Below are 24,695 nucleotides of genomic sequence, written 5' to 3' on the forward strand. Positions count from 1 at the left end.
ATGCGCTTCGGCATGGACTACAAGGATCCTGGCGCTGATCACTATGAACAAAAATATCGGGAGCGCGTGGTGAAAGGGCTGCATCGACGTGCAGCAGAGTTTGGATTCACATTGCAGGCTGTCGAAGGTGTTTCTTAGGAACCGTGACGGCCTGCGCGTTGCGGTGATCGTCAACGACATGAGTGAAATCAATATCGATGCCAGCGAGGTCCAGCGGGATGTCACCCTGAATCGGGCGGAGGAACGGCTGGTTGAGATGAGCAACGGCTGTATCTGCTGCACCCTGCGTGAGGACCTGCTGGAGGAAGTCGGCCGGCTGGCGAAAGAGGGGCGATATGACTACCTGCTGATCGAGTCCACCGGCATATCCGAGCCGCTGCCGGTCGCAGAGACCTTTACCTTCAGGGATGGGGAGGGCACCGCTCTGGCTGATATGGCCCGACTCGATACGATGGTTACGGTCGTCGACGGGGTCAACTTCCTGAACGACTATGAACAGTCCGCCAGTCTCGCCAGCCGCGGCGAAACCCTGGGTGAGGACGACGAGCGTTCGATTACCGACCTGCTGGTCGAGCAGGTCGAGTTCGCTGATGTCATCCTGATCAGCAAGAGTGATCTGATCAGCCGAGACGCGCTCGCGGAGCTGACGTCTATCCTGCGTAACCTCAACCGACACGCGAACATCCTGCCAATGGTGATGGGTAACGTCCCGTTGCGCGAGGTACTCAATACCGGCCTGTTCAATTTCGAGCGGGCTGCCGAAGCGCCGGGTTGGCTGCAGGAACTGCGCGGCGAGCACATTCCGGAAACGGAGGAATACGGTATTGGCTCTACCGTGTACCGAGCGAACCGCCCGTTTCATCCGCAACGTTTTTACAGCTTCATAAGCAGTCCGTGGCGCAACGGCAGGCTGCTGCGCTCCAAGGGGCTGTTCTGGCTGGCCAGCAAGTGGACTCTGGCGGGCAGCTGGTCCCAGGCGGGCAGCTTGATGCGGCATGGGCTAGCGGGACGCTGGTGGCGGTTTGTTGATCGCGAGCATTGGCCGACCGATCCAGACTTGCTCAAGGAGATCATGCAGCAATGGCGGCCAGAAAGCGGCGACTGCCGACAGGAGTTGGTGTTCATTGGTCAAGGCCTGGACGCCGACCAGTTGCGGCAGGATCTGGACAGTTGCCTGTTGTCCGATGCTGAAATGCAGCTAGAGCCGGCATATTGGGCGGCCCTTGGCGACCCATTTGGTTCATGGGTTGCTGAGGCGCCCGAGCCGGCCTGACAAAACCCGCGCTCTGGCCCGGTCGTACAGCCAGTTGAACACCAGGGTGTATGGCAGAAATAGCAGAATGAGGCCAATATCCAGCAGCAACGCCTCCATCAGCCTGACCTGCATCCAAAGTGCGATGACCGGGACCATCATCACTACCAGGCCGCATTCAAACAGGCTAGCATGAAGGAGCCGAACCCTCAGGGTTCGGCGCCAGCCGCGCTGGCGCTCGATGTGTTGAAACGCGGCGGTAAATACCATATTCCACAACATCGCGATGCATGAAAGCGTCAGCGTCAACGCGCCGGCCTGGTGCAGCGGCTTGCCCGTTACCCAGGTTATCAGCGGTGCAAACACCATGACTGCAATCAGCTCAAAGAGTCCTGCGTGGAGCATGCGCTCGCGCAGAGACATTCCACCATCGGCAACATTCGCGGTCATGAAAACTCTCCGGTTATTCGACAGATGCATTCTCATAGGTTTAACCTGATGGACGAAGTTAGAATCCATCGGTGAATCCGATATGAAGTTGTCTCCTGAATCACTCGAAGCCTTCGCCCATGCTGCCAGCCTTGGCAGTTTCAGTGCCGCCGCGCGCCAATTGGGCAAAAGCCAGTCAACTGTCAGCGAAGCGATTTCACGGCTGGAGATTGATCTGGGGCTGACCCTGTTTGACAGAACCGGAAAGTCGCCCGTCCTGTCCGCTGCAGGGCAGGCTTTACTGGGCAGGGTAGAGGAGGTGCTGTCGGCGTCTGACCGACTGCAGCGCACTGCCAGTGCGCTGGCCGGCGGGCTGGAGTCACGGCTGACGCTGGTACTGTCCGATGCCTATCAGTCGGAGCATTTCAAGAGTCGGATCATGCAACTGGCCGAACGCTTTCCAGAGCTGGAGTTTGAATGCATATTTGCCGAAAATGCCGACATTATCAGCCTCATAAGCAGTGGCCGTGCCACGTTGGGACTGTTGCCGGTTGAGGGTCAGCTCCTGCCGGAAATAGGCCGCGCGCCGGTCGCCGAACGGGCCGAGTTCGCCGTTTATGCAAGCCCCGGGCACCCGCTGGTGCAGCAGGGGGACATTGAATCGAGCCAGCTCGCGCAGTGGCGACACCTTGGATTGAATACCTTGAGCGGATCTGCCCAGGGGCCGGAGTGGCAGCCAGTCAGCCAGATTCGCAGCTGGTCTGCCCCCAACTATCTTATTTTGCTGGATCTTGCGGTTATGGGTTTTGGCTGGGCGGTACTGCCACGGTGGCTCGTTGATGCCTATGCCGCCGACAAGCTGGTCGAGTTGACGCTGCCAAACTGGCCAAGATTCCAGGCGCTGGAGGTTGTCTGGTCTCGCAAGCGACCCTTGGGTCCTGCCGGGAACTGGTTGCGAGACGCGTTGGCCAGCCATCCTTGATATCGCATCTGCTGCTATGCTGCAGATATTGGTAAGCGGCTGATATTGGAGCTATCGCTTGAACCTGCGCACCTGGCTTTATATTCCGCTGATTCTGGCAGTCACGGCCTCATCACCGGTGCTCGCCGCAGGTGAGCGGGCGGCGGTGCAACGCGCGCTTAAAATCACCGCACTTGATTGGGAGCCTTATACCGGGTCCTCTATGGTCCATGGCGGTAATGCCATCCAGCATCTGCGAACCATTCTCGGCCAGTGCAACATTGACCTGCAGGTCGAGTTTTATCCCTGGCGGCGCGCCCAGCAGATCGCGCACCAGCCCGGCTATCTCGGGTTTTTTCCTGCCTGGCCGATAGAAGTGAGAGAAGGCTTCGTTTCCTCAGGCGAGGTGACGCCATCTCAGCTGGCGCTGATGGCGATGGCCGATAGCGATGTCCAGGTTGCCGAGATTGACGAGGCTTTTGCCAGCCACAGTATCGGTATTGTTAAAAGCTACATCTATCCGGAGCGATTTCAATCATTGCTGCAGCGTTTTCCTGACAGCATTGACCGTGGAGCCAGCAGTGAGCTGTCATTGCTGAAGATGTTGAGCATGGGGCGATTCCATCTGGCTGTGTCGGACCCGACAGTGATGGAGTATCTGGCTATCAGACATGGAATAGACGATGTGCGGGTTGCCAGGATGCTATTCGAAGAGCCGCTGGTCATTGCGATGCGCGATGAGCCCGACAATCAGGAGAATATCGTGCTAGTCAGGAGGCTGCTGCAAGCTCAAACTGCAACGCCGCCAGAGGGCGATCTGTGTTTGGTTGCTCGGTAAGTCGGTCGCGGAACGAGTCGAGCACGGTGGTGCGGGTGGGGGCATTCTGACCAGAGCTTTCATTACGCATTAATCGCAATACGCTATTTAACATAATACATATTATGCGAAGTTATGGGTGCGAGCGCTACCAGTGCTGCCGGCGTCGAATCCTCCAGGCGTCCAACCTAGGCAATGCTGCTGTGAGCCTTGGCAAATTCGAGAAACCGGTCTGCTTCCACGGGTCTTGAAAACAGATAGCCCTGCGCATGATCACAACCCAGCGACGTGAGGATGCGTTGCACCAGTTGATGCTCAATCCCCTCGGCAGTTACTTCCAGCTTGAGGCTGTGCGCCATCTGGATCACTGCTGTAACGATGGCGCGGTTTTGTTCGTTGCTACCAATATGACTGACAAAGGATTTGTCGATCTTGAGCCGGTCGACCTGAAAGCGCTGCAGATACGACAGATTCGAATATCCGGTGCCAAAGTCGTCAATGGCGAGCTTTACGCCCATCTGCTTGAGGCTGCGCAGCAGCTGCAGGAATTGATCCGACTTCTCCAGCAGCATGGATTCAGTCAGCTCCAGTTCCAGCATTGCTGCGCCCAGACCGGTGCTGGCCAGCGCGTCGGCCACAACCGACTCAAGGTTGTTCCGCCGCAGCTGTACCGCCGACAGATTGACTGATACGCCCAGACCTTTAAGCCCCTCGGTCTGCCAGCGTACCGCTTCTCGACAGGCTTGGCCGAGTACCCACTCGCCGATCTCGACAATCAGCCCTGACTGTTCCGCAACGTCCATAAAACGGTCTGGCCCAAGCAGTCCATATTCAGGGTGGCGCCAGCGCAATAATGCCTCTGCACCAATCAGCCGGTCTCCGCGCAAGGCAATGATCGGCTGATAGAAAAGTTCGAGCTCATCCCGAGCGATGGCATGCCGCAGCGCTTGCTCGATATCCAGTCGGTCGTGATTGTCCGACGCCATATCTGCCTGATGCACGATGTGGGTGTTGCGCCCTGCTTTCTTGGCCTGAAACATTGCAACCTCGGACTTCCGTACCAGAGTGTCGACGTCCGTGCCGTCATCAGGAAATACCGCAATACCGACCGACAGCGAGGTAAACAGTTGCTTGGCGTTGACCTCGAAAGGCTGCGATATGACCGTCTGCATGCGCTGAGCTACACGGATTGCCGTTTGCAGGTCTTCGACATCTGCCAGGGCCATGACAAACTCGTCTGCGCCGTGCCGGCTGAGGGCATCGGCATCCCGCACTACCTGCCGGAGGCGCGAGGCTATTGCCTGTATCAGCTCGTCCCCCGCTGAGTGGCCAAGTGAGTCGTTGATGGTCTTGAAGTTGTCGATGTCCAGATAAAGCACCGCAATGCAGCCTTTACGCTGGCCGGCCATTTCGATCATCCGTGCAACGTGACTGTTGAACGATGCCCGGTTGCTCAGTCCGGTCAGGGCGTCGTGGCCTGCCAGATGGGTAAGCTTGGCCTGGGAGCAGCGCAGCCGCTTTACTTCCGATTCCAGCGAGCGCTGCATACAGCGCATCTCTCTCATCAGCCAGACTATGGTGCCGGCGGACAGCAGCAGAATGCTGCTCACCACCATCCAGCGCTGGAGCCCCATCGGCAAGGGGTGAAAAGAGTGATAACCGAGGGCTGCAGCTATGCTGATCCCCGCCACGGTGATCAGCATTAGCGTCAGCAGGCCCCAGAACAGACGTTCTGATGTAATCAGGCCGGCAATGACAAGGATGGTCGGAAAGGCGATGAGCGCGCCGCTGTAGAGGCCCTGGTTGGACCACATCGAGTATCCCAGCAGCGCGGTAAGCGATACCAGTGCGAAGGCTGCAGCGTAATCCGGGCCGGGTTTTGCGTTGAGTCTGAGAGTCAGCAGGATACTGCTCAAGATGATCGCTACCAGGGCTGCTGCGACGTATTCGCCAGTCAACAGCGCGCGAGTTTCGACTGCAAGCAAGATCAGGATGACCAGATGTGATACCAGACGCAGTCGCCGGTGTTGGCGTTCACGCATGCGCAGAGAGAATGCCTCCACTTCACCTTTTTCTATAGCTGCCGTTTCCATGGTCAATGTTTCCCGATCTGCAGCTCCAGGCTGCTGGTTAGCGGGGGCGCGTGAATGCACCCGCGAGCCGATTTTGCGCACATGCCGTCACGCTGAACGCTCTGATGAGGTTCAGGTGATAACCTACTCTTGGAAGTTGTGTGGCGCCAATAAAAAGGCGCCGATTTATCACGCTTTGTGGCGACTATGTTGCCGAAAGGTTTGTCTCAGGCGGTTTGGCTGACCTGACGCTATGCAGGCAGGAATCTAACCCATTATGCTTTGCACAGCCAAATTGGGCGAGTCCCACTCTTCACCGGATACATGGATGACTGAACTCAAGCAACAACAAGCCCGTGTTGGCGTCTCAAATGCTGCTTTCAGCCGTCAAAATGCGCTGTCGTGGCTAGTTCTCGGGATTGGTGTACTTGCGACCCTGTTTATCTGGTCCTATCTGGTCGACCGTGAGGAGCGTGCGGCGCATCGTGAGTTTGTCCTGATTACCGACGACATCACCTCGGCGATACACAAACGCATGATTGACCACGAGCAGATTCTGCTCGGCGGTGCAGGTTTGTTTGATGCTGCCATTGAGGTTGATCGATACAAGTGGCGCATACTGGTCGAGCGCCTCCAGTTGGCGGACAACTATCCCGGCATTCTTGGGGTCGGCTTTGCTCAGGTCATACGTCCCGGCTTTCTTGAGTCATTTGAACAGCAAGTTCGTGCCGAAGGCTTTCCCGACTTCCGCGTTCACCCTCAGGGTGAGCGCTCTCTCTATACCTCTATCGTCTACCTCGAGCCATTTGAAGGCCGGAATCTCGCCGCGTTCGGTTTCGACATGTATTCCGAACCCACCCGCCAGGCTGCCATGCAGGCTGCGGCCGAATCGGGGAAGTCCTGGGTAACTGGGCCGGTCAAACTGTTGCAGGAGACCCACGGCGTTGTTCAGGCCGGGATTCTGATGTACGTGCCGGTCTATTATGGCGGTTTGCCGGTCTCGACTACCGAGGAGCGGCTTGCAGCATTGAGAGGGTTCGTTTACAGCCCGTATCGTATGGGGGATCTGCTTGCCGGTATTCTCGGGTCGTTGACCCCGGGAGTGGGCTACCGGCTGGTCGACACCGCCCCGGGGCTAGACAACCCGACCCTGTTTTCCGACATCGACAATACGGTCACTTCTCCCGCTCTGACGCGTACCGTGCAGCTGAGCCTCTACGGGCGCGACTGGCAATTGGAGTTTGAGAGTACGCCCGAGTTTGATGATCGCTACAACAACAGTGGCTGGGTACCTTTTGCCGGGCTGGGTATCAGTCTGTTGCTGTTTCTGATGGCTACCCTCCTCGTCCTGCGTCGTGATCAGGCAGAACTGTTGGCTCACGCAATGACCCAGCAACTGCGCAGCAGTAATGCCGCGCTGCGTCAAAGCGAGGAGCGCCAGCGCCTTGTGCTCAAGGGTAGTAATGATGGCTGGTGGGATATCTATCTGAATGACATGCGCTTCATTGCGTCGCAGCGTGCCTGGGAAATGCTCGGCTACCCTCCTACCTCCGATTTTCAGTCGCTGCATCGCTGGCAGGCTCTGGTGGCGCCGGAAGAGCGGCACAAACTGATAAAGCTGCTGCGTGAGGCATTGCAGTCGGACCAATCGGCGTTCTCGATTGAAACTTCACTGAGTCATCAGGCTGGTCATCGAGTTCCGGTCCTGCTCCGTGGCGCGATCCAGAGAGATGAAAGCGGCTTGGCTGTACGCGCAAGTGGAACAATGCTGGACATGACCGAGCAGAAGCGGGTCGAGCAGATGAAAAGCCAGTTCGTTTCCACCGTCAGTCACGAACTGCGTACCCCGCTTACCTCCATTTCTGGTGCGCTGGCGATCGTCAACAGCGGCTCGCTCGGTGAGGTGCCTGCGCCCATGCGTAAAATGCTGGAAATTGCAGAGAGCAATAGCCAGCGCCTGAACCACCTGATCAACGACCTGCTGGATATGGAGAAGCTCGCTGCAGGCAAAATGAAGTTCGAGCTTCGCACTTGCAGTTTGAAAGAACTGATAGACGAGGCTCTTGCAGCCAATCAGGCCTATGCCCAAAACCGTGGAGTAAATCTGGTGTCCCATGGCTGCCATGACATTCTGGTTCGGGTCGACAGCATGAGATTGCACCAGGTGCTGAACAACTATCTGTCCAACGCCATCAAGTTCTCTCCGCAGGGTTCGCAGGTCGTGATCGATGTAGTAACCGATCAGGATACCGTGCGGGTAAGCGTTACCGATCAGGGTGAAGGCATTCCTGCCGAGTTCCGGGATCAGGTGTTTGCAAAGTTCGCCCAGGCTGATGGTTCAGACAAGCGCAAACAAGAAGGTACTGGCCTGGGGCTCGCCATCTCGCGAGAGTTGATGGCGCAAATGGATGGCTGCGTCGGTTTTGACTCTGAGCCACCGAACGGCGCCACGTTCTGGTTGAGCTTGCCGATTGAGGCGCAGGCTGAGGCGCAGGCCGAGGCGACTGCGCAGGTGCAGACACCCAGCGTTCTGGTGGTTGATGATGACCCGATGATCGCAGACTTCATTGCACTGGTACTGCGAAAGGCCGGCTATCTGCCAACAACCAGTGTTACGTTGAAAGGCGCTCAACAGCAACTGCAGGAAACGCACTACGACGCAATGGTGACGGATTTACGCTTGCAGGACGGACATGGCCTCAACCTGATTCGTGAGGTTCGGGCGCAGGCAGCGCTGGCACACATGCCGATTCTGGTTGTTTCCGCCTACTGCGACGAGGGACAACGACTGATGCACGGTCAGGTTGACGAGTTCCTGGCCTGGCTCGACAAGCCGGTTGATGAAAAGAAACTGCTGAGCATGCTGGACGCCGTCATGAACCGCGCCCGGGCAAAGTGAGGGATACCGTTTGTGGCGATTTTCACATGAATGGTAATAGTTGGACGCTTTCGGCGGCTTGATTTGCTGTGATCAAGCCGTATGATCAGGGTCTACCAACGGATTTTCGATTCCGATACAGGAGCTGTACATGAACATGCAGGAACACAATACGACCCTTCAACATGCTGGCGTCAGCGAAGCGGAAGTCAGCAAGCTGTTCCGCAACACTTATTCGCTGCTGGCCATGACGCTGGCGTTCAGCGCCGTGGTGGCCTTCGTGTCCATGAGCCTCAATTTGCCGTACCCCGGCATCATTGTGACTCTGGTCGGCTTCTACGGCCTGCTCTTTCTGACTACCAAACTGCGTAACTCCGGCTGGGGACTGGTCAGCACCTTTGCCTTTACCGGTTTTCTTGGCTACACGCTTGGTCCGATTCTGAACGCCTATCTGTCGTTGCCGAATGGCGGCCAGCTGGTATCCATGGCACTGGGCATGACTGCGGTGGTCTTCTTTGGCCTGTCCGCCTACGCGATCCTCAGCCGCAAGGACTTCAGTTTCCTGTCAGGCTTCATCATGGCGGGCTGTATCGTTCTGATGTGCGCAGTGGTTGCCAGTTTCTTTATCCAGATCAGCGGTCTGCAACTGGCGATTTCCGCCGGGTTCGTCCTGTTCTCTTCGGCGGTCATCCTGTATCAGACCAGCTCCATCATTCATGGTGGTGAAGATAATTACATCATGGCGACCATTACCCTGTTCGTCTCGATTTACAACCTGTTCCTCAGTCTGCTGCAGTTGCTGGGTATCTTCAGCGACGACTGAACAAACCCGCTGCGTTATACTCAATGGCCCGCCTTCAAGGCGGGCCATTTTGTTTATGAGCGTGAAACCATGAAGTTTGCGATTGCCTTGCTGGCTGGTCCGCAGGATCCTGCTGCACGCAGTGCTCTGATGTTTGCCGAGGCTGTATTGGCCGGCGGCCACCAGATCAGTCGACTGTTTTTTTACCGTGACGCGGTACACCTTGCTTCCACGCTAGGTGTGCAACCGCAGGACGAGTGCGATCTGGCGCGGCGCTGGAAGGCCTTTATCAACGAGAATGGGCTCGATGCAGTCGTCTGCATCGCCGCCGCCCTGCGTCGAGGGATACTGGATGCCGCCGAAGCAGATCGCTGGGAGCGGCCAACGGCGAATACCGGAGAACCCTGGGTTCTTTCCGGGTTGGGGCAATGGGTCGATGCGCTGCAGACGGCAGACCGGGCGGTGACCTTTGGAACCTGATCTGAAAAGCCTGCTGGTCATCAGTCGCCAGCCGCCGACATCGATCGCCGCCCGGGAAGCATTGGACCTGGCACTTGCTGCTGCGGCTTTCGGCGTGCCGGTGAGCATGTTGTTCATGGACGCCGGCGTTCTGCAGTTGCTGCCGGGGCAAGAGTCCACACTGATTGAGCAAAAGCCGGTTGCATCCAACCTTCAGGCCTTACCGATGTTTGGTGTGGAAGACCTGTTCGTGTGCCAGCATTCGCTTGCCGAGCGCGGCCTGCAGCCGGGGCGATTCATCATCAACTGCAAGGCCGTTGACAGTGCCGAGATCGCGACCTTGCTGGAGCATCACGACCAGGTGGTAGCCTTATGAGGTCAACACTTCTGCACCTGCTGCGCCATGCCCCCCAGGATGACACCCATTTTGCCACCAGCCTGCGGGTTATCGGGCCGGAGCAAGGGTTGCTGCTGATCGAGGATGCTGTCTATGCGCTGCTGCCTCGCACCAGCGCGGTTAACGCCATGCAATTGTTACCGGCCAGCATCAGGTTGTTTGCTCTGGAGTCCGACGTTCTGGCCCGCGGCCTGGCGATAGATGACCTGCCGCAGCGAGTGAGTCTGATCGACTATCCGGGTATGGTCGAGCTATGCACCCGGTATGACAAGGTACTGAGCTGGTGACACAGACTATCCATGCAGATGGCCGCGACATTGCGATCGACAAGGAAGGCTTCCTGGTATCGCTTGGCGATTGGTCCGAAGCCGTCGCACATGAACTGGCCCTGCGCGAAGGTATTGAGCTGACCCCCGCGCATATGGAAGTCATCCTTCTGCTGCGCCGCTTTTACCAGACCTTTCAGCTCTCACCGGCGATGCGTCCGCTGGTCAAGTTTGTTGGCCAGGAACTGGGTAAGGACAAGGGCAACAGTATGTATTTGCTGACGCTGTTTCCAGGCAGCCCGGCAAAGTTGGGCAGCAAGATCGCCGGACTGCCCAAACCGGAAAACTGCCTCTAGCCGTCAGGTGTTCAGCGGCCTGCCAGGTCGCCTGGGGGCAAGGTGGTCAAAACTACCAGCTGGTCGCCTTCGGCCAGCCGCAGAGGCTTGTCACGCTGCGGATTCAGCTGCAGCCGTCTGCCCTGCTCATCGGCCTTGAGGCGAAACACGCCCAGCGCAGTATCCCCGTGCAGTGCGACGATCGCTTCAAGGTCAGCGAAGGTGGTAACACTCTGCATCGGATAATGCCGCGGATCGAGGAACACCAGCTCCGGGCCACCGGTGGTCAGCAACTCCTCGAACATCAGCCCGAGCTCGCGGCGCTGTGCTATCTGTGCCATCAGGTGACTCAGAATCATGGGGCTGACGATAGTCTCGCCGCGCTTGCGCACAACCAGGCTTTCGTTGGCCGGGTCGCTCAACTCGAGCAGAATCTGCGGGCGGATGGCACGCTGGCGCAGCAGCTCGTCGACAATCAGATAGCCGACCATGGCGCGGGCATCCGCTTCCTCTCCACTGTCCAGGCGATCGGACGATACCAGGATGATGCTGTCGAAACGCTGCGTCATCAACTGATCCAGCGCCCCTTCGACCATGTAATCCGCCTCTGTAAACTGGCAGTCGACACGGGCTGTTGCCGGGCTGTAGCTGTTGATCATGGCGGCCCGCTCGTCTGCGTTGACCACGGCAACATTGTGCACATCGAAGTGATACTCCCGATACCCTGCAAGCTCGTGGATCAACGCCGGGACACGTCGGTTCCAGCCGAGCACCAGCAGTCTGCGCATGCCGCCCGTGCTGACTGGGCGTGACGGACCGGATGCCGGACGTTGCAACGGGCGCATGCTGACTTCGACCTGTTCCCCCTGTGGCGCAGCATGCTCGTAGGCGCGAGCCAGCATCACCAGCTTGTCTCCGCTCCTGATCGTTTCTCCGGTCGGTGCGTTCAGCCAGGTTCGCCAGCGATCGCCATCCAGGCGCATGAGGCCGCACACGATGGCATCAGGTGTACGGCTGCCTATGTCGGCCAGGGTCTGTCCGACGCAGTTATCGGTAGACCGGATATAAAACTCGTTACCCTCATGCACCGTCATCACTTCGCCAAACACCTCCGGCAGCCCGGGATGAATGATCGATTGAGCAAACAGGCGACTGACCAGAGCCTCGCTGGCGAGCACCTCCAGCGGGCCGGAGTAGGCGCGCTGCATGACCGCCATCTTGCGACTGTCATCAACCTCGGCAACGACGTAGGGTGGCGTTACTCCGCGCTGGTGGGCCTGCGCCTGCAAGGTAAGCAGTGCCTTGATAGCCTCCACATCGCTGCCGACCAGTGAGCCGGCGGTCTGATTGCGTCCGGGAATAAGGACGACCGCCGCTTGCAGGCAGGCGGCGCGATCCAGGTCTTCAGGCTGCAGGGCGGTGCCCGAGCGCAGAATGATGTTCCCCATGTGCTTGCGAATCAGCGGGACTGCGCGCAGCTCATGGACATACTCTGCCGTAACGTCCTCAGCCAAAATGACCAGACGAAGGCGTTTGGTCAGGCGCGCCTTGAGCAGGCGCTGAATCCCACCATTAACGTCCAGGATCTCCTGTACGAGCGGGATGGTGCGGTTGGTCCAACCGAGGATGACAATATGGCCGCTGACGGTGACAGGCGTGAGTCCCTGTTCAAGCTTCACCATCATCGCAATCAGCCAGCGCGTCATGATCGCCACCAGCGCGCCGAGAAAGACAACATAGCCGCTGAGCGTCAGCACCGTGGAAACGATGCGCCGCCAGGTGCCTTCGTCATCGCCGAGATAACCCGGATCCGTCAGCCGCAGAAATGCCCACCAGACCGAATCAGCGAGACTGGCCTCCCCGCCGGTTGGCCAGACCAGCCAGCCGCCAATCAGGGAGATAAGGGCAATGAAGGCAGCGACCACCAGCAACTGATAGTGCGCGCCCTTGATGAACTGACGTTCGACCAGATAACGCAGGCGGTCAACAAAGGAAAATGGCAACATGCGGTGAAGATCTCGCGGCGGCTTGTTCTTAACGGTGCGGGTAAATCCTGCTAGATTGCTGCATTGGACGTCTGGACAGGTACTCTGTTCAATCCGCATGAGCTACATCGAACATATCATCGGCATCGCCCTGGCGGTACTCTACTGGCTTTTTACCGCCGTGGTCACCTTCCGGGTCATTGGCCGCCGCAATCCGGTCAGCGTGACGCTATCCTGGCTGCTGGTTATCTATATCCTGCCGTTTGTGGGCGCCCTGCTCTATCTGATGCTGGGTGAACTCAACCTTGGCCGTCAACGTGCGCGTCGGGCCGAGGCGATGCTGGAACCCTTTCTCGCCAGCATTGCAGAGGATTTCAAAACCCAAAAGGCCCCCTTGCCCGGCGGGCAGCTGGTGCAGGGGATTCGCCAGCTGATCGAGACTCGCCTCGGCATTGGCGCGCTGGGCTACCAGCAAATGGACCTGCTGGAGACGCCCGAGCAGATCTTCGATCGCCTGTGTCAGGATGTGCGAGAGGCCAAAAGCAGTATTCACCTGGAAACCTATATCTGGTTTCCCGGAGGGCGCATCGACACCTTGAGCGAAGCGCTGATCGACGCCGCCGGACGCGGTGTTCAGGTTTCCCTGCTGATCGATCACGCCGGCAGTCGTCCATTCTTTCGCTCGCGCTGGCGCAAGCGTTTCATCGATGCCGGAATCGAAGTGGTGCCGGCCCTGCCGGTGCGACTCTGGCGGGCACTGGCGCAGCGCGTCGACCTGCGTCTGCACCGCAAGCTGGTTGTCATCGACGGGCATATTGCCTATACCGGCTCGATGAATATGGCTGACCCATCGCACTTTAAGAAGGAGGCCAACGTAGGACAGTGGGTCGATATCATGTTGCGGCTGGATGGCCCTGCAGCACGAGGTCTGGACAAGGTATTTGCCTGGGACTGGGAGGTCGAGACCGGTATCCGTCGTCTGGCCCCTGCGCCGCCCAGCCCGCCAACCTGCTATAAATGGCTGTCCATTCTGCCGTCAGGTCCGGGCATGGGCGAAGATCTGATCACCCAGGCGGTACTGTCCAGCATCTATCGCGCCAATGAAAGTATCACCATCAGTACGCCCTACTTCGTACCATCAGAGGCGATATTTGACGCGCTCTGCCAGGCTGCGCGGCGTGGTGTGCGGGTCAAGGTGCTGGTACCCGAGCGCAATGACTCGCATCTGGTTGGCTGGGCCAGCCGCGCTTACTATGAGCGTTTTCTCGAAGCAGGTGGATCAATTTATCTGTTTCGCGGCGGGCTGCTTCACACCAAGGCAATGCTGATGGATGGCCAGCTTGCGCTGGTTGGCAGCGTGAATCTGGACATCCGCAGCCTCCAACTCAACTTTGAACTCACAGTCCCGCTTTTTTCGCCAGAAGGTTGCGCTGTCATCAAACGCCTGCTGGACGGCTATATATCGGATAGCGTTGAGCTTGAATTGGCGCAATGGCGGCAGCGTTCGCGTGGGGCGCGTGTGCTGGAACGCCTTATGTTCTTCCTCAGCCCCTTGCTCTAAATCAAGGAAACTGCTGCAGCGCTATTGCTTTCATGGCAATTCCGGCTAGAATCCAAATGAGATTGACTATCATTTACGGGATTTGCCATGAAAATGTATCTGGTTCCAGTAAGTCTGACGGTCAGCATGATGGCGCCCGGAGCTCTGGCCGGCGCCGGTGCGATCTCCGGCGCGAGCGGTCACCCTGCTGTCTTGCAGCTCCAGGCGCACACCCTGTCACTACAGCAATTGCTGGAGCAGCCGCTGGACCAGAGCGCGCTCAGCCTCCTGGAGGACCTGAGTTATCAGCTGGAGAGCGATCTGTTGCAACTTGGTTCTCCAGCTGCGCCGGTTGCCGACCCGCTGGAATCCCTGCATCGGGCGGTAGAGCACTGTGATGCCAGCGAGGTAAAGCGCTGTGCAGGTCTGTACCTTGCTGCTGCCCGGCGCTGGCTGTCAGGTCTCGCATGACTTGCTTATAGCTGTCCGGACAAGGGCAGCCAGCCCAGGCTCCAGCTCATGAATCGACGGAATCGGCTGGCATCAGGTTCGGCTTCCCAGGTTCGTCCCTCGGCCCTCCAGCGCAGATCACCCCGGCGATCCAGTTCGACCCTGAAGGCGTAGTCGTCCGAGGTCCAGCGCTCGAACAGCTCGACCATCTCCTGCGCCAACTCGGGATTCTCGATGTAGACGCCTGCCTCGGTATTGATTTTGATGGATCGCGGATCCAGGTTCACCGAGCCAATAAAAGTTGCCTGGCGGTCAAACACAAAGGTTTTCGCGTGCAGGCTGGCAAGTGATTCACCCAGGAATGGGCTGGCCCTTTCCTGCTGTCCGGCAATCGGTCTCAGCTCCCAGAGCCTGACGCCACCTTCGAGCAGCGGACGACGCGATTTGACGTAACCACTGTGTACCGCCAGTACATCTGTGGTTGCCAGCGAGTTGGTCAGTATCGAGACATCAACGCCACGCTCAACCAGCCCCAGAAGCAGCCGTTCTCCGCCTGTGCGTGGCACAAAATAGGCTGACGTCAGCAGCAGCTCCTCTTCGGTTTGCCTGATCGGCTCGATCAGGCTGCGGCCAAGGTAGGCAATCTCCTTGCCGTCGCCGCGGGGATCTGACTTGGACGGGTCATCGTAAAGCCAGCTCGCTTGGCCCCAATGCCATGAGAGGGCGTTGCCACCGAGATCACTGAGGAAACGCGACTCTGCAACCGCCCTTATGTAGGGATTGCGCGCAGCCTGGCGCGTCGCTGATCCGAGCTTTGCGCGCATTCCGGCAAGTTCCTCTGCCGTGCGCTCGCCAGTCATCATTGTGATCGGTATGGCGATACCGCTGTTCCAGTAGTTGTCAAAACTGTCAGCTGCGCTTTCGGCGATCGGGCCGATGGCGATGACATCGACGTCCTGAAAGTCGATATCGGTCAGAGAAAAGTACTCATCACCGATATTGCGCCCGCCGGTGATCAGCGCTGTGCTATCGGCAACCATCAGCTTGTTGTGCATGCGGTAGTTGATGCGGCCGAACTCGATTACCTTGCCCAGCAGCTTCATCCAGTTGCTGCGCAGGCTGACCGGGTTGTACAGGCGCACGTCGATATTGGGATGCAGGCCCACGGTAGCAATACCGACATCATCGACGTTGGCACCGACGTCATCTATCAGCAGACGTACTCGTACACCGCGATCAGCCGCGGCCATCAGCCGCTCAGTGATCAGCCCTCCGGTAATATCGGTGTTATAGATGTAGTACTGGATATCCAGGCTGTGCTCGGCCATGTCAATCAGCCGAATCCGCGCAGCGAGTGCATCTGCACCGTCATGCAGGATGATGAATCCAGACTGCGTCGGGTCCGTAGAGCGTTGCTTTGCCAGATAGCGACCCAGCTTGGTTGATGTGTCCGCGGGCAGATAATAGGTCGGCAGCTCGCTGTGAGACATGCCGGCAGTCGCACAGCCTGTCATCAGACAGGCTGTGATCATCAGGCAGAACAGTCGTAACATGAAGGTATCCCGTTCAATGTAGCCGCCCTGCCCTGTACCGGCCCACGGCTAGGGGTTTTGCTCCTCGTACTGATCGCTTACAACCAGTTGGTAACTGACGCGGCGCACGCCTCGGTTATCGATCACGACATAGCCGGTTTTGGCCGGATTCAGACCCTGAGTATAGGCCGCGCTGTAGAGCGCCCGCCATGCAGCCGCGACCTGATGACGCTGCGGGTCGAAATCCAGGCTCAATACCTGCTGCTCCGGTTGTTGCGAGACACGATATCCCGCTTGAGGTACCGGCGAGCCGCTGACAGGGAAACTGACCTGGAAGCGCAGCAGATCAGGCGAATTGCCGCCAAGATCGTCGAACAGCAGATTCAGGGGTCCAGTCACCCGGACCTTCGCACGCCGGGTTGCAGTCGTGGCAACGTTGATCGCCATAGGGCCGATGTCTTTGGTCAGATCCGCCGGCGGCATTTCAGTCGGTCTACCGAACAATGTCATTGCAGGTCGACGAATCAGCTGGATCGGATAACTCTGACCGTCTTCACGGATAATCAGTTCATCGCCGGCGCGTATATCAATCGGCTTCTGGGCACTGACAGGCAGGGGTGCGTAAGTCGAGGCGCACAGTTCGGAAGCCTTGAAGCTATCGCGCTGATCGGTTGTCAGCGATTCGTTGGTTGATACTGCCCGGCAGATGGCCTGGTCGTAACCACGCCAGGCCTGACGCATGGCACCGGCATCCATCAGCGCTCTGATGGTCGCCTCGTCGCCGCTGGCTGCGGCGAGTAGCAATGCGGTCTGTCGACCGGTGGCCGCTTCTTGTCGATCCGGACCACCAACACCGGCATCTTCTACAGCGCGTGTTTCGGCATACAGGTCGGCCCCGGCTGCCAGCAATCTGCGTACCGATTCACTCTGCCCGTTCTGGGCTGCAGCCATCAGCGCGGTTCGCCCCCACTGGTTGCGTGCATTAACGTCAAATCCGCGCTGCAGCAACAGCGATACAGCATCCGGGGTCGCAACGGCAGCCATCAGTGCGGTGTCACCATCAGGACCGATCCCCCGATTTTCGCCCAGCACCTCGGTTTCATAGGCAATAAAATCGGACACCACATTCAGCGGCGCACCATTGAGTACGACGCTGTGCAGCGTGGCAAACTGCCTGCCTTGCTCAAGCGCGCCGGGTTGAGGGGCGATCGCATAACGCGCCTGATAGCGTGCAAAAGGTTCCGCTGGCAGCGCAGGCACCTGCTCCGGCAGTTCCAGATTCTCCATGCTGCGGGCAAAGGTCTCGTGGAACAGCAGGTCGGCGGCGATGCCGGCCTCTGCTGCCGTCAGTCCCTGACCGACAAACATCGCCTGCAGCTCCTGATGCGCCGGAGCCAGCATCGGCATCAACCGACGGTAGCGTTGCTTGTTGCCGATATTACGCTCGGACCAGAGGAAGAACTGCTCCATTGCGGCATCGTTGCGGGCAGCGATGGCGCCCTGGCGACCACTGCGCTGGTATTCGTCAACACCCAGCAACGGCAGATTGAGAAGGGTCCACTGACGCTCTTTCCAGCGCTGAAACAGGTCGCGGCGTTCGCTCTGGGCATAGCCCGGCAGCGGGTCACCTGCGAGTTGCTCGAGCGCACTGTTGAGCTGTGCGTAGGTGGGTAATCCGCGCAGGTTGTCTGTACGCGGCGGTGTGAGATAGCTCTGGAACAGGCACAGTGGCTTGATATCACTACCCAGTGCGTAAACGCCGGCATAGGCCGACTCACCACGCGCAGCCGGCGAGTAGAAGCCCCAGGTTTCATTGACCAGTGCCAGCGGCTCGCCCTGATAGCTGAACAAGTCGATGCTGCCGTAATCCCCGGTTTGTGACGAGGATGCGTTGGCCCGACCGCCGTAACCCGGTTGCTTGGCAATCCAGGCGGGCATGGTCCGATGATCCATGACGACCCGGTCATCAATCAGCAGCCCCCGTGCCCGTTGCTGGTAGCCGGCGTACAGACCCGGGTTGTAGAGTTCCACCCGGTAACGGTGGCCGCCGACGCTGGCTTCGCGATCCCCATTGCGGCTGCCGGCCAGCAAGGTGGCACCGGACAGTACGGTAATGTCTGCTTCGCCTTTTGCTGCCAACGAGCGGTTAAGGGCCGCACCGATGGCGCTGCAGAACCCGGGCCTGAGTTCTTCAGCCACTCTGAACTCGGCATAGGTGGACCAGGCATGGCGCTGTGATGACGTAACCTTAGGTGGCGCTGGCCAGTTACGCAGCTCATTGATGCGCTGGCGATACAGGGCGTCCAGGCACGCTTGCGCTGTCGTATCTGGTTGCAATGCGGTGCCAGCCTCGGTTCCCAGGCCACAGGCTCCGGCACGCGACAGTTGCCACTGACGCTGATTGGCCTCCAGCAGCAGCGCACCGGGAAGATCCAGTGCGTTTACACGCTGGTGAAGCAACTCGGTCAACTGCCGATCCCGGGCCGCCAGGCTGTCGCTGGCGCAGATCTGCCGATGCACCTCCGGCAAGGCACCGCTGCAGTCAAAGCCTGCCCTTCCGGCATCCGGCAAAGCTGACAGGCGGGGTGTCAGATCCGGTTTGGGTTTCGGCGGCACCGGTGCACTGGTACAGGCCGTCAGCAAGATCACACTTGAGGCCAACACAATACGCGTGGGGGTAAACATGCCAGTACTCCGTATTCAGTCCAAAAAGATGGCTGTGCCGTAAATGGTGTAGCGCCCTTCTCCGCCACCGGGTGGTGGAGGAAACGGACCCGAACGCCTGATGGCCTCACGCGCAGCCTGATCCAGCAATGCATCGCCACAGGGGTCGATCTCGAACCCGACCATCTGGCCTGCACCATCCACCGTGATTTCGTAGGGGATGTAGCATTGCCGCTTGAAGTCGTTGGGGTCGCCCCGATAGCCTGGCGGCGGCTTGTAAACAGCGCCCTCGGGCCGCTGCAGGTTGGCCGTTACTCGCCCCTTAACCGTGTTGGCATAGCCGGACGGTGCCATTCTCCCGCGTGTGCTGGTGGCTGCCGGTGGCGGCGTCGGTGGTGCTGCCCATTGCTGATTGGCACCAAAGCTGTGAACCGGCGGGCCGCGGGGCGTCGGCGGTGTTGCGGGCGCCGGGGGCGGCCTGCGAACGGTCGGTTTTGGCGGCTCGGGTTGCGGCTCCGGCTCGGGGGCTGGTGGCTCGGGCTCGGGTTCCCGCTCGGGTTCAGGTTCAGGTTCTGGCTCCGGCGGCGGTGGCGGCGGCACGTAAAGATCAACAGCCACCACATCCGGGCCGGCCGGCAGTGCCTGGTGGCGGAACTCCGCGCTCTGCAACCACGCCAGCAGTCCGATATGCAGGCCCAGGGCAACGATTGCCACCAGTATCCGGAACGGCCAGCTACTGCGTTCTCGGTAGGCGCTCATCAGGGCTCCAGTTCTTCCGAGGCGACCAGACTGATCTGTCCGTATCCGGCCTTCTGCAATGTATTCATGACCTGCATGAGGGTTCCGTATTCCACCGCCTTGTCACCACGCAGAAACAGGCGCGTTCGCACATCCCCGCCGGTCAGCTGGTTGACACCGGCGGCAAGGTCGGCCAGTACTACCGGCTGCTCTTGCACGAACAGCATGCCGTCGGCCTGCACGCTGACATAAACCGGCTCGTCCGGTGGCGGATTCGGTGTTGCGGCGTTGCTTGGCAAATCAACCGGGACGTCCACCGTCGCCAGAGGCGCTGCGACCATGAAGATAATCAGCAAAACCAGCATCACATCGACAAAGGGTGTGATGTTCATCTCGGCGTTCTGCTGGTAGTTGTGCCGCTTCACCAGCGGCCCGGAGTTCAGCTGGATGCCCATATCAGCGACCTTCATCCAGCTGACGTGAGACGCCGGCGATCATCTCTGCCGAGAAATTGTCCAGCGAACCGACAAAGCCGTTAATGTCACGGGCAAACTTGTTGAAGATCATCACCGCGGGAATTGCTGCAAACAGCCCCAGCGCCGTTGCCAGCAGTGCTTCAGCGATACCGGGCGCAACGACGGCCAGGCTGGCAGATTTAAGGGTGGCGATACTGGCGAAGCTGTTGAGGATCCCCCATACGGTACCGAACAGGCCGATAAAGGGAGCCGTGGCGCCGATGGTCGCCAGTACGCCCATCATGGTTCCCATCCTGGCCAGATCGCGTTCCTGAACAATGCCGGCGGTCAGCGCAATGCGTTGCAGCAGACGGTTGAGCCGGTCGGCATCGTTGCCCTCGGCGGGCAGCGTGCGGTAGTGACTCAGTTCGGCCTGGGCCACCTTCCACATCCGTCCCATGGCGCTGCGCTCAAGCTGCTCTCCGAGCTGATCAGCCTGACCGCCACGATAGGCCTTGAGGAACTGATTATTGCGGCGTTTGGCTGCACTGAAGACGAACAGCTTTTCGAGCAGCACAGCCCAGGTCAGCACGGAACAGAACACCAGCAGGATCATGACCGATTTAACCAGCGGATCGGCTTGCAGGTACATCTCACGCACGCCAAATGAGGTGTGCGCGACTGCCGGCTGGGCTTCTGGTGCTGCTGCCTGAATCGCCGGTACCGTTTCACTGACAGCGGCTGTTGCGGCGCTGGCTGCGGTTGCTTCAGGCGGCTGGTTATCGGCCTGGGCCAGTACCAACCCGGTTGCGCCGCCACCGGCGACAAGCAGCACCAGCAATGACAGGGTACGCAAACGCTGTTGCCAGCGGGCCGAGGTCGAGATAAACGAACGAGTGTGCATGCCAACTCCAGATTGTTGATGTTATGAGTGAGTCAGGTGCGATGCCGTATCAGGTGTCCAGGTTCTGGGGCGCCAGAATGGCGTGCAGTTCGGCGACATACTGACCGAATGCAACACGCCCCTTGGCGCTCAGGCAGACCCGCGTGCGCGGCTTCTTTCCTGCAAAATCCTTCTTGATTCGAACGTATTCGGCAGCTTCAAGGGTATTGAGATGTGCGCCAAGATTGCCATCGGTGGTATCGACGATGGACCTGAGCGAGACAAACTCCAGCCATTGATCGGATGCCAGCGTGTTGAGCGCGGCCATGATCTTGAGCCGCACAGGCTGATGGATGAGGTCGTTTGGCGACTGCATCAGCACCTCCTCAGCCAGAGGCCCGAGACCACAAAGGTGCCGCCCCAGCTGAGTGCAAGCCAGTACCAGTAGCCATCACCTGCAAACAGGAAGCTGAGCATGCTGAGCACCGCCAGCAAGGCGCCAACGGCGATGTAACGGGGCCGTGACTGTGCGCCTCGAACGATGTAAATGGTGGCAACAAACAGGGGGACGATCATGCTGCCCTGGCGCGGAGACACAGGCCAGAAAATGACGTGCAGAATGACGTCAAACAGCAAAATGGAGAGAATAACCAGCAGATAGCGCCAGATTACGCCGGGAACTCGGGGGGCGCTGTGGACCGCCATGAATACACCGAGCAGCAGGCCGACAACCACCACACCCAGCCAGATTGGAAGCAGGTAGCCAGCGAACAGAGCGCTGCCGACGCAGCCGATGATATTAAGCAGCCCCCAGAGAATCAGTTGGCTTGCTTCAAATCGATAGTCCTGAAATCCGGCGACACGCGCCTGCACATTGCTGATCTCGCGCAGGGCCTGCGCCGCTTCCTCGCGTGAAGGCGGCATACATCATATCCAGCTTGTTTTATTCTTGTGCAAAGCACTCTATTGAACAGAGTTCGGAAACGCAATACATGATGAAGAAAAATGGTGCGGGCAGATTGCCCGGGGCAATGCCTGTTGGGTTATTCCGGAGAGCCGAGTTGAACAAAACTCCGTTGTTCGCCTTCTCGGCAGGCAGCGTCGTCAGCGGTGAGTGGCCAGCTGCAGCAGCGGTTGCGCCCGCTCTGCTTGGCCTGGTACAGCGCCTGATCGGCTCGTTCGACCAGCTCGTGCAGGGACAATGTGGAATCCGCCGGAACCGGCGTCAGCCCGATTGATACGGTATTGCTCAGCGTTAGCCTGCCTACCTGAACCTGCTGACGTTGCCAGGTTTCGCGAATCCGTTCGGCAAGCTGTCTTGCCTTGTTCATATCCGTGTTGGCTACCATCAAGAGAAATTCTTCTCCGCCAAAACGGCAGATCAGGTCCCGTGTCTGTGAAGAGTCCTGCAATAACTCTGCAAATCGGGCCAGCACTGCATCGCCTGCGGCATGGCCATGGCGGTCGTTGATTGCCTTGAAACCGTCCAAGTCAAGCAACAGCAGCGCTGCGCTCTCCCCTGTCCTGCGGTTACCTTCCAGATGCCGCAGTGCCGCCTGTTCAAAAGCTCTGCGGTTGAACAGGTTGGTCAGCGGGTCGTGCATGGCCTGAGTCTTGAGTTCGTCCTGAAGGCTGCGCAGCAGGAACATGATGCAAATCATGGTGAAGGCATAGATGAATACGATGCCTTCAAGGTAATTCAGCGCTTCGACCGATTCGCCTTGCTCAAAGGTGGTGACGTTTGCATACGCTGGATCAAGCCCGTACAGCATGAGACGACGCAGATACAGGCCTGCATGAACAAGCCAGATGGCGCACCAGGCGTAGGTCAGGGTACGGGGTCTTGGTCGTACCCGGATAATTTCGTAGACCATGAGACCGGCGACCACGACTACAATCGCGCTGTGGGTCATGATGCTGAAACGAAGGGAATCCCTGAGCAGGAAGAAGGCTGCACCCTGCAGAGCTAGCAGAGTCGCCATGGTTGGCCAGAAATGGGGGGCAGCCCACCCCTGCTGGTGGCAGCGCGCTCCCCACCAAAGTACAAAGTAGCCCTGGGTAATGACGATGGCGCTGAACCAGATCGGTATGTAGGCGCGTGCCGACTGTAAAAGAGCCCCGAAAACGACCATGCTGAGGCCAATCGCCCAGAAGCGAATGGACGGAACCCTGGGATTCAGTGCGGCGGCAACCAGCAGGCAAATCACCGCTGTGGCCGTGGTTAGCGCCAGCACCAGCATCAACGTCGTCAGATCAAGCACGCAACGGCCTCAGCCTGTAATTATTCTTGGAGCCAAAGAGTATCCTGTGCCGCCGCGAAAGGCTACGAGACCGTGCATATTTTCGAACACGTCTAGCTGCAGCGGCTGTCGCCCTGCTTGACCCAGATAAGTTCGTCGACCGCAAAGCCAAGCTCCCCAGCCCGCTTCACGAACTGCTGGCGCAGTGCTGCATCCGGTTCGGGGTCACGCGACAAGAACCAAAGGTAGTCGCGATTGGGGCCGGAAACAAAGGCATATTGATATTCGGGATCCAGTTCGAAGATGGCATAGGTGCCGTAAAACGGCCCAAAGAATGATACTTTCAGGAACCCGGTATTCGGGTCGTCGACAAAGCGGGCACGCCCCTCAGCCTGGTTCCAGGATCCGCTTTGAGCATCACAGCCGCGGTTGATTACCTTGATCTCGTTGCTATCTGCGCGCGAGTACTCGGCACTGACCTGACTCAGCCCGCGTTCAAAACGGTGATCCAGCCGCGCGATTTCATACCACTGTCCGAGGTATCGGTCAGCCTGAAACGGCGTTACCGGCTCAATGCCATCCGGGAGTTGAACACAGCCCCCCAGCAGCGCCAGCCCGGTAAGGGCAAGCAATCCGTAAATACGGTGTTTCATACAGCCTCCGTCAGATAGGTCAGTACGTGATCCAGCAGTGCTGCGCTGCGGGTCAGGGTCATATCATCCACACTGAGAATCTGCCCGGCAGTTTGGACCCAGCGTTCCGGAGAAAGTGCCTGTGCGTCAGCGGTGACAAAGCGTTCAAGCAATGCGCGATCGGCTTCCAGATGAAATTGCAGGCCGATAACCGAACGCCCCAGCTGGAAAGCCTGGTTTTCGCAGGCATCGCTGGACGCAAGCAAAATGGCGCCCGGAGGCAGATCAAAGGTTTCACCATGCCAGTGCAGTGCGTGGAATTGAGCGGGGAAGTGAAAGGCCGCGCCGTTATGATGGGTATTGCCCGTTACCCTGAACCAGCCAATTTCGCGTTCTGCATTGGCATACACCGGCTGGCCCAGCGCTGCGGCAATCAGTTGTGCACCGAGACAAATACCCAGCATCGCCTTGTCGGCGGTCAGCGCACGTCGAATGAACGCCTTTTCTTCCCGCAGCCACGGCAGGGCCTGCTCGTCGTTCACGCTCATGGGGCCTCCCATGATGATCAGCAGGTCAACCGACTCAAGCTCGGGGAGTGCGTCACCGGCATACAGCCTGCTGCCGCTTAGCGTATGACCGTGAGCGGTCAGCCATTGTTCGATCAGGCCCAGCCCTTCGAATTCCACATGTTGCAGATAATGCACATGCACTCGCCCGTCCCCCTTGCTGAAAAGTCCGTCCAAACTTGTCTATAAACAGCCCGGCGGCCAGAAGGTTCCCGATTAACGAGGCGCTGCCCGGCGCCAGGATTGGCTGCCAGGGACAGTCGTTTGGCTACACTCGGCCGCAGCGCCCGCGATAGCGCTCCCTATACTCGGTTGCACATAACCACAAAAAACAGGGACTTT

24 protein-coding genes and 1 pseudogene are annotated in these 24,695 nt (G+C 58.8%); 12 read left to right on the forward strand and 13 right to left on the reverse strand.

The annotated features are described in order from the left end of the window. Both AC13EY_RS02450 and AC13EY_RS02455 read left to right on the forward strand, forming a co-directional pair. Window positions 1-138: pseudogene (locus tag AC13EY_RS02450) on the forward strand (IS110 family transposase); the annotation flags it as partial. Between the two features lie 40 nt (window positions 139-178). Next, window positions 179-1,273: a GTP-binding protein gene (locus AC13EY_RS02455; protein WP_482876171.1), complete on the forward strand. Its 1,095-nt coding sequence runs from the start codon at window positions 179-181 to the stop codon at window positions 1,271-1,273. On the opposite strand, the gene AC13EY_RS02460 is transcribed toward AC13EY_RS02455, so the two are convergent. Further along, the gene (locus AC13EY_RS02460) at window positions 1,241-1,702 is read right to left on the reverse strand and encodes a multidrug/biocide efflux PACE transporter (protein WP_482876173.1); all 462 of its coding nucleotides are present in this window, start codon (window positions 1,700-1,702) and stop codon (window positions 1,241-1,243) included. The genes AC13EY_RS02455 and AC13EY_RS02460 overlap by 33 nt on opposite strands. 82 nt (window positions 1,703-1,784) lie before the next feature. Here AC13EY_RS02460 and AC13EY_RS02465 point away from each other — a divergent pair, with 82 nt between their 5' ends. Both AC13EY_RS02465 and AC13EY_RS02470 read left to right on the forward strand, forming a co-directional pair. Continuing rightward, the gene (locus AC13EY_RS02465; RefSeq protein WP_228244891.1) at window positions 1,785-2,663 is read left to right on the forward strand and encodes a LysR family transcriptional regulator; all 879 of its coding nucleotides are present in this window, start codon (window positions 1,785-1,787) and stop codon (window positions 2,661-2,663) included. A 58-nt stretch (window positions 2,664-2,721) separates the two neighbouring features. Next, entirely contained in the window at window positions 2,722-3,480 is a 759-nt protein-coding gene (locus AC13EY_RS02470; protein ID WP_482876150.1) for a hypothetical protein, read from the forward strand. A 167-nt stretch (window positions 3,481-3,647) separates the two neighbouring features. Here AC13EY_RS02470 and AC13EY_RS02475 read toward each other — a convergent pair whose 3' ends face one another. Continuing rightward, window positions 3,648-5,552, reverse strand: a complete 1,905-nt coding sequence (locus AC13EY_RS02475; RefSeq protein ID WP_228244893.1) for a putative bifunctional diguanylate cyclase/phosphodiesterase — start codon at window positions 5,550-5,552, stop codon at window positions 3,648-3,650. Between the two features lie 307 nt (window positions 5,553-5,859). Between AC13EY_RS02475 and AC13EY_RS02480 the strand changes: the two genes are divergently transcribed. The 6 genes from AC13EY_RS02480 (at window position 5,860) to AC13EY_RS02505 (ending at window position 10,689) form a co-directional block, all read left to right on the forward strand. Beyond that, window positions 5,860-8,430, forward strand: a complete 2,571-nt coding sequence (locus tag AC13EY_RS02480; protein WP_228244894.1) for a hybrid sensor histidine kinase/response regulator — start codon at window positions 5,860-5,862, stop codon at window positions 8,428-8,430. A gap of 136 nt (window positions 8,431-8,566) precedes the next feature. Then, window positions 8,567-9,232, forward strand: coding sequence for a Bax inhibitor-1/YccA family protein (locus tag AC13EY_RS02485; protein ID WP_228245055.1), 666 nt, complete (start codon window positions 8,567-8,569; stop codon window positions 9,230-9,232). 69 nt (window positions 9,233-9,301) lie between these two features. Beyond that, window positions 9,302-9,691, forward strand: a complete 390-nt coding sequence (gene tusD / locus AC13EY_RS02490) for a sulfurtransferase complex subunit TusD (protein ID WP_228244895.1) — start codon at window positions 9,302-9,304, stop codon at window positions 9,689-9,691. Beyond that, complete coding sequence (gene tusC, locus AC13EY_RS02495; RefSeq protein ID WP_228244896.1) at window positions 9,681-10,046, forward strand: sulfurtransferase complex subunit TusC; 366 nt, start codon at window positions 9,681-9,683, stop codon at window positions 10,044-10,046. The genes tusD and tusC overlap by 11 nt, the downstream gene beginning before the upstream one ends. Next, on the forward strand, window positions 10,043-10,354 hold the full coding sequence (gene tusB, locus AC13EY_RS02500) for a sulfurtransferase complex subunit TusB (RefSeq protein ID WP_228244897.1): 312 nt from the start codon (window positions 10,043-10,045) through the stop codon (window positions 10,352-10,354). Before tusC ends, tusB begins: the two co-directional genes overlap by 4 nt. Then, the gene (locus tag AC13EY_RS02505) at window positions 10,351-10,689 is read left to right on the forward strand and encodes a TusE/DsrC/DsvC family sulfur relay protein (RefSeq protein ID WP_228244898.1); all 339 of its coding nucleotides are present in this window, start codon (window positions 10,351-10,353) and stop codon (window positions 10,687-10,689) included. Before tusB ends, AC13EY_RS02505 begins: the two co-directional genes overlap by 4 nt. 11 nt (window positions 10,690-10,700) lie before the next feature. Here AC13EY_RS02505 and AC13EY_RS02510 read toward each other — a convergent pair whose 3' ends face one another. Further along, window positions 10,701-12,674 (reverse strand): CASTOR/POLLUX-related putative ion channel, encoded by a 1,974-nt coding sequence (locus tag AC13EY_RS02510; RefSeq protein WP_482876154.1) that lies wholly within the window; start codon window positions 12,672-12,674, stop codon window positions 10,701-10,703. Between the two features lie 97 nt (window positions 12,675-12,771). Here AC13EY_RS02510 and cls point away from each other — a divergent pair, with 97 nt between their 5' ends. Both cls and AC13EY_RS02520 read left to right on the forward strand, forming a co-directional pair. After that, window positions 12,772-14,214 carry a cardiolipin synthase gene (gene cls / locus AC13EY_RS02515; protein ID WP_228244900.1) on the forward strand — a complete coding sequence of 481 codons (1,443 nt, stop codon included), beginning with the start codon at window positions 12,772-12,774 and terminating at the stop codon, window positions 14,212-14,214. An 87-nt stretch (window positions 14,215-14,301) separates the two neighbouring features. Then, on the forward strand, window positions 14,302-14,664 hold the full coding sequence (locus AC13EY_RS02520; protein WP_228244901.1) for a DUF6746 family protein: 363 nt from the start codon (window positions 14,302-14,304) through the stop codon (window positions 14,662-14,664). Between the two features lie 5 nt (window positions 14,665-14,669). Here the strand turns inward: AC13EY_RS02520 and AC13EY_RS02525 are convergent, their stop codons facing one another. The 10 genes from AC13EY_RS02525 to AC13EY_RS02570 form a co-directional block, all read right to left on the reverse strand. Beyond that, a complete protein-coding gene (locus AC13EY_RS02525) occupies window positions 14,670-16,196 on the reverse strand; it encodes a phospholipase D family protein (RefSeq protein WP_228244902.1) in 1,527 nt (508 codons plus the stop codon). Window positions 16,197-16,244: 48 nt separating this feature from the next. Beyond that, window positions 16,245-18,860: an ankyrin repeat domain-containing protein gene (locus AC13EY_RS02530; RefSeq protein ID WP_482876156.1), complete on the reverse strand. Its 2,616-nt coding sequence runs from the start codon at window positions 18,858-18,860 to the stop codon at window positions 16,245-16,247. Window positions 18,861-18,875: 15 nt separating this feature from the next. After that, on the reverse strand, window positions 18,876-19,598 hold the full coding sequence (locus AC13EY_RS02535) for a TonB C-terminal domain-containing protein (protein WP_228244904.1): 723 nt from the start codon (window positions 19,596-19,598) through the stop codon (window positions 18,876-18,878). Continuing rightward, window positions 19,598-20,032 (reverse strand): TonB system transport protein ExbD, encoded by a 435-nt coding sequence (exbD, locus tag AC13EY_RS02540; protein WP_088274240.1) that lies wholly within the window; start codon window positions 20,030-20,032, stop codon window positions 19,598-19,600. The genes AC13EY_RS02535 and exbD overlap by 1 nt, the downstream gene beginning before the upstream one ends. Window position 20,033: 1 nt before the next feature. Continuing rightward, window positions 20,034-20,936 carry a MotA/TolQ/ExbB proton channel family protein gene (locus AC13EY_RS02545; protein ID WP_228244905.1) on the reverse strand — a complete coding sequence of 301 codons (903 nt, stop codon included), beginning with the start codon at window positions 20,934-20,936 and terminating at the stop codon, window positions 20,034-20,036. 49 nt (window positions 20,937-20,985) lie between these two features. Continuing rightward, the gene (locus AC13EY_RS02550; protein WP_088274242.1) at window positions 20,986-21,291 is read right to left on the reverse strand and encodes a winged helix-turn-helix domain-containing protein; all 306 of its coding nucleotides are present in this window, start codon (window positions 21,289-21,291) and stop codon (window positions 20,986-20,988) included. Beyond that, window positions 21,291-21,839: a hypothetical protein gene (locus tag AC13EY_RS02555; protein ID WP_088274243.1), complete on the reverse strand. Its 549-nt coding sequence runs from the start codon at window positions 21,837-21,839 to the stop codon at window positions 21,291-21,293. Before AC13EY_RS02555 ends, AC13EY_RS02550 begins: the two co-directional genes overlap by 1 nt. A gap of 119 nt (window positions 21,840-21,958) precedes the next feature. Then, a complete protein-coding gene (locus AC13EY_RS02560; protein WP_140418566.1) occupies window positions 21,959-23,176 on the reverse strand; it encodes a GGDEF domain-containing protein in 1,218 nt (405 codons plus the stop codon). 92 nt (window positions 23,177-23,268) lie between these two features. After that, on the reverse strand, window positions 23,269-23,808 hold the full coding sequence (locus tag AC13EY_RS02565; protein ID WP_228244906.1) for a lipocalin family protein: 540 nt from the start codon (window positions 23,806-23,808) through the stop codon (window positions 23,269-23,271). Then, window positions 23,805-24,491, reverse strand: a complete 687-nt coding sequence (locus AC13EY_RS02570) for a type 1 glutamine amidotransferase (RefSeq protein WP_228244907.1) — start codon at window positions 24,489-24,491, stop codon at window positions 23,805-23,807. The genes AC13EY_RS02565 and AC13EY_RS02570 overlap by 4 nt, the downstream gene beginning before the upstream one ends. Window positions 24,492-24,695 lie beyond the last annotated feature (204 nt).

Source organism: Halopseudomonas sp. L-58, assembly GCF_056859475.1.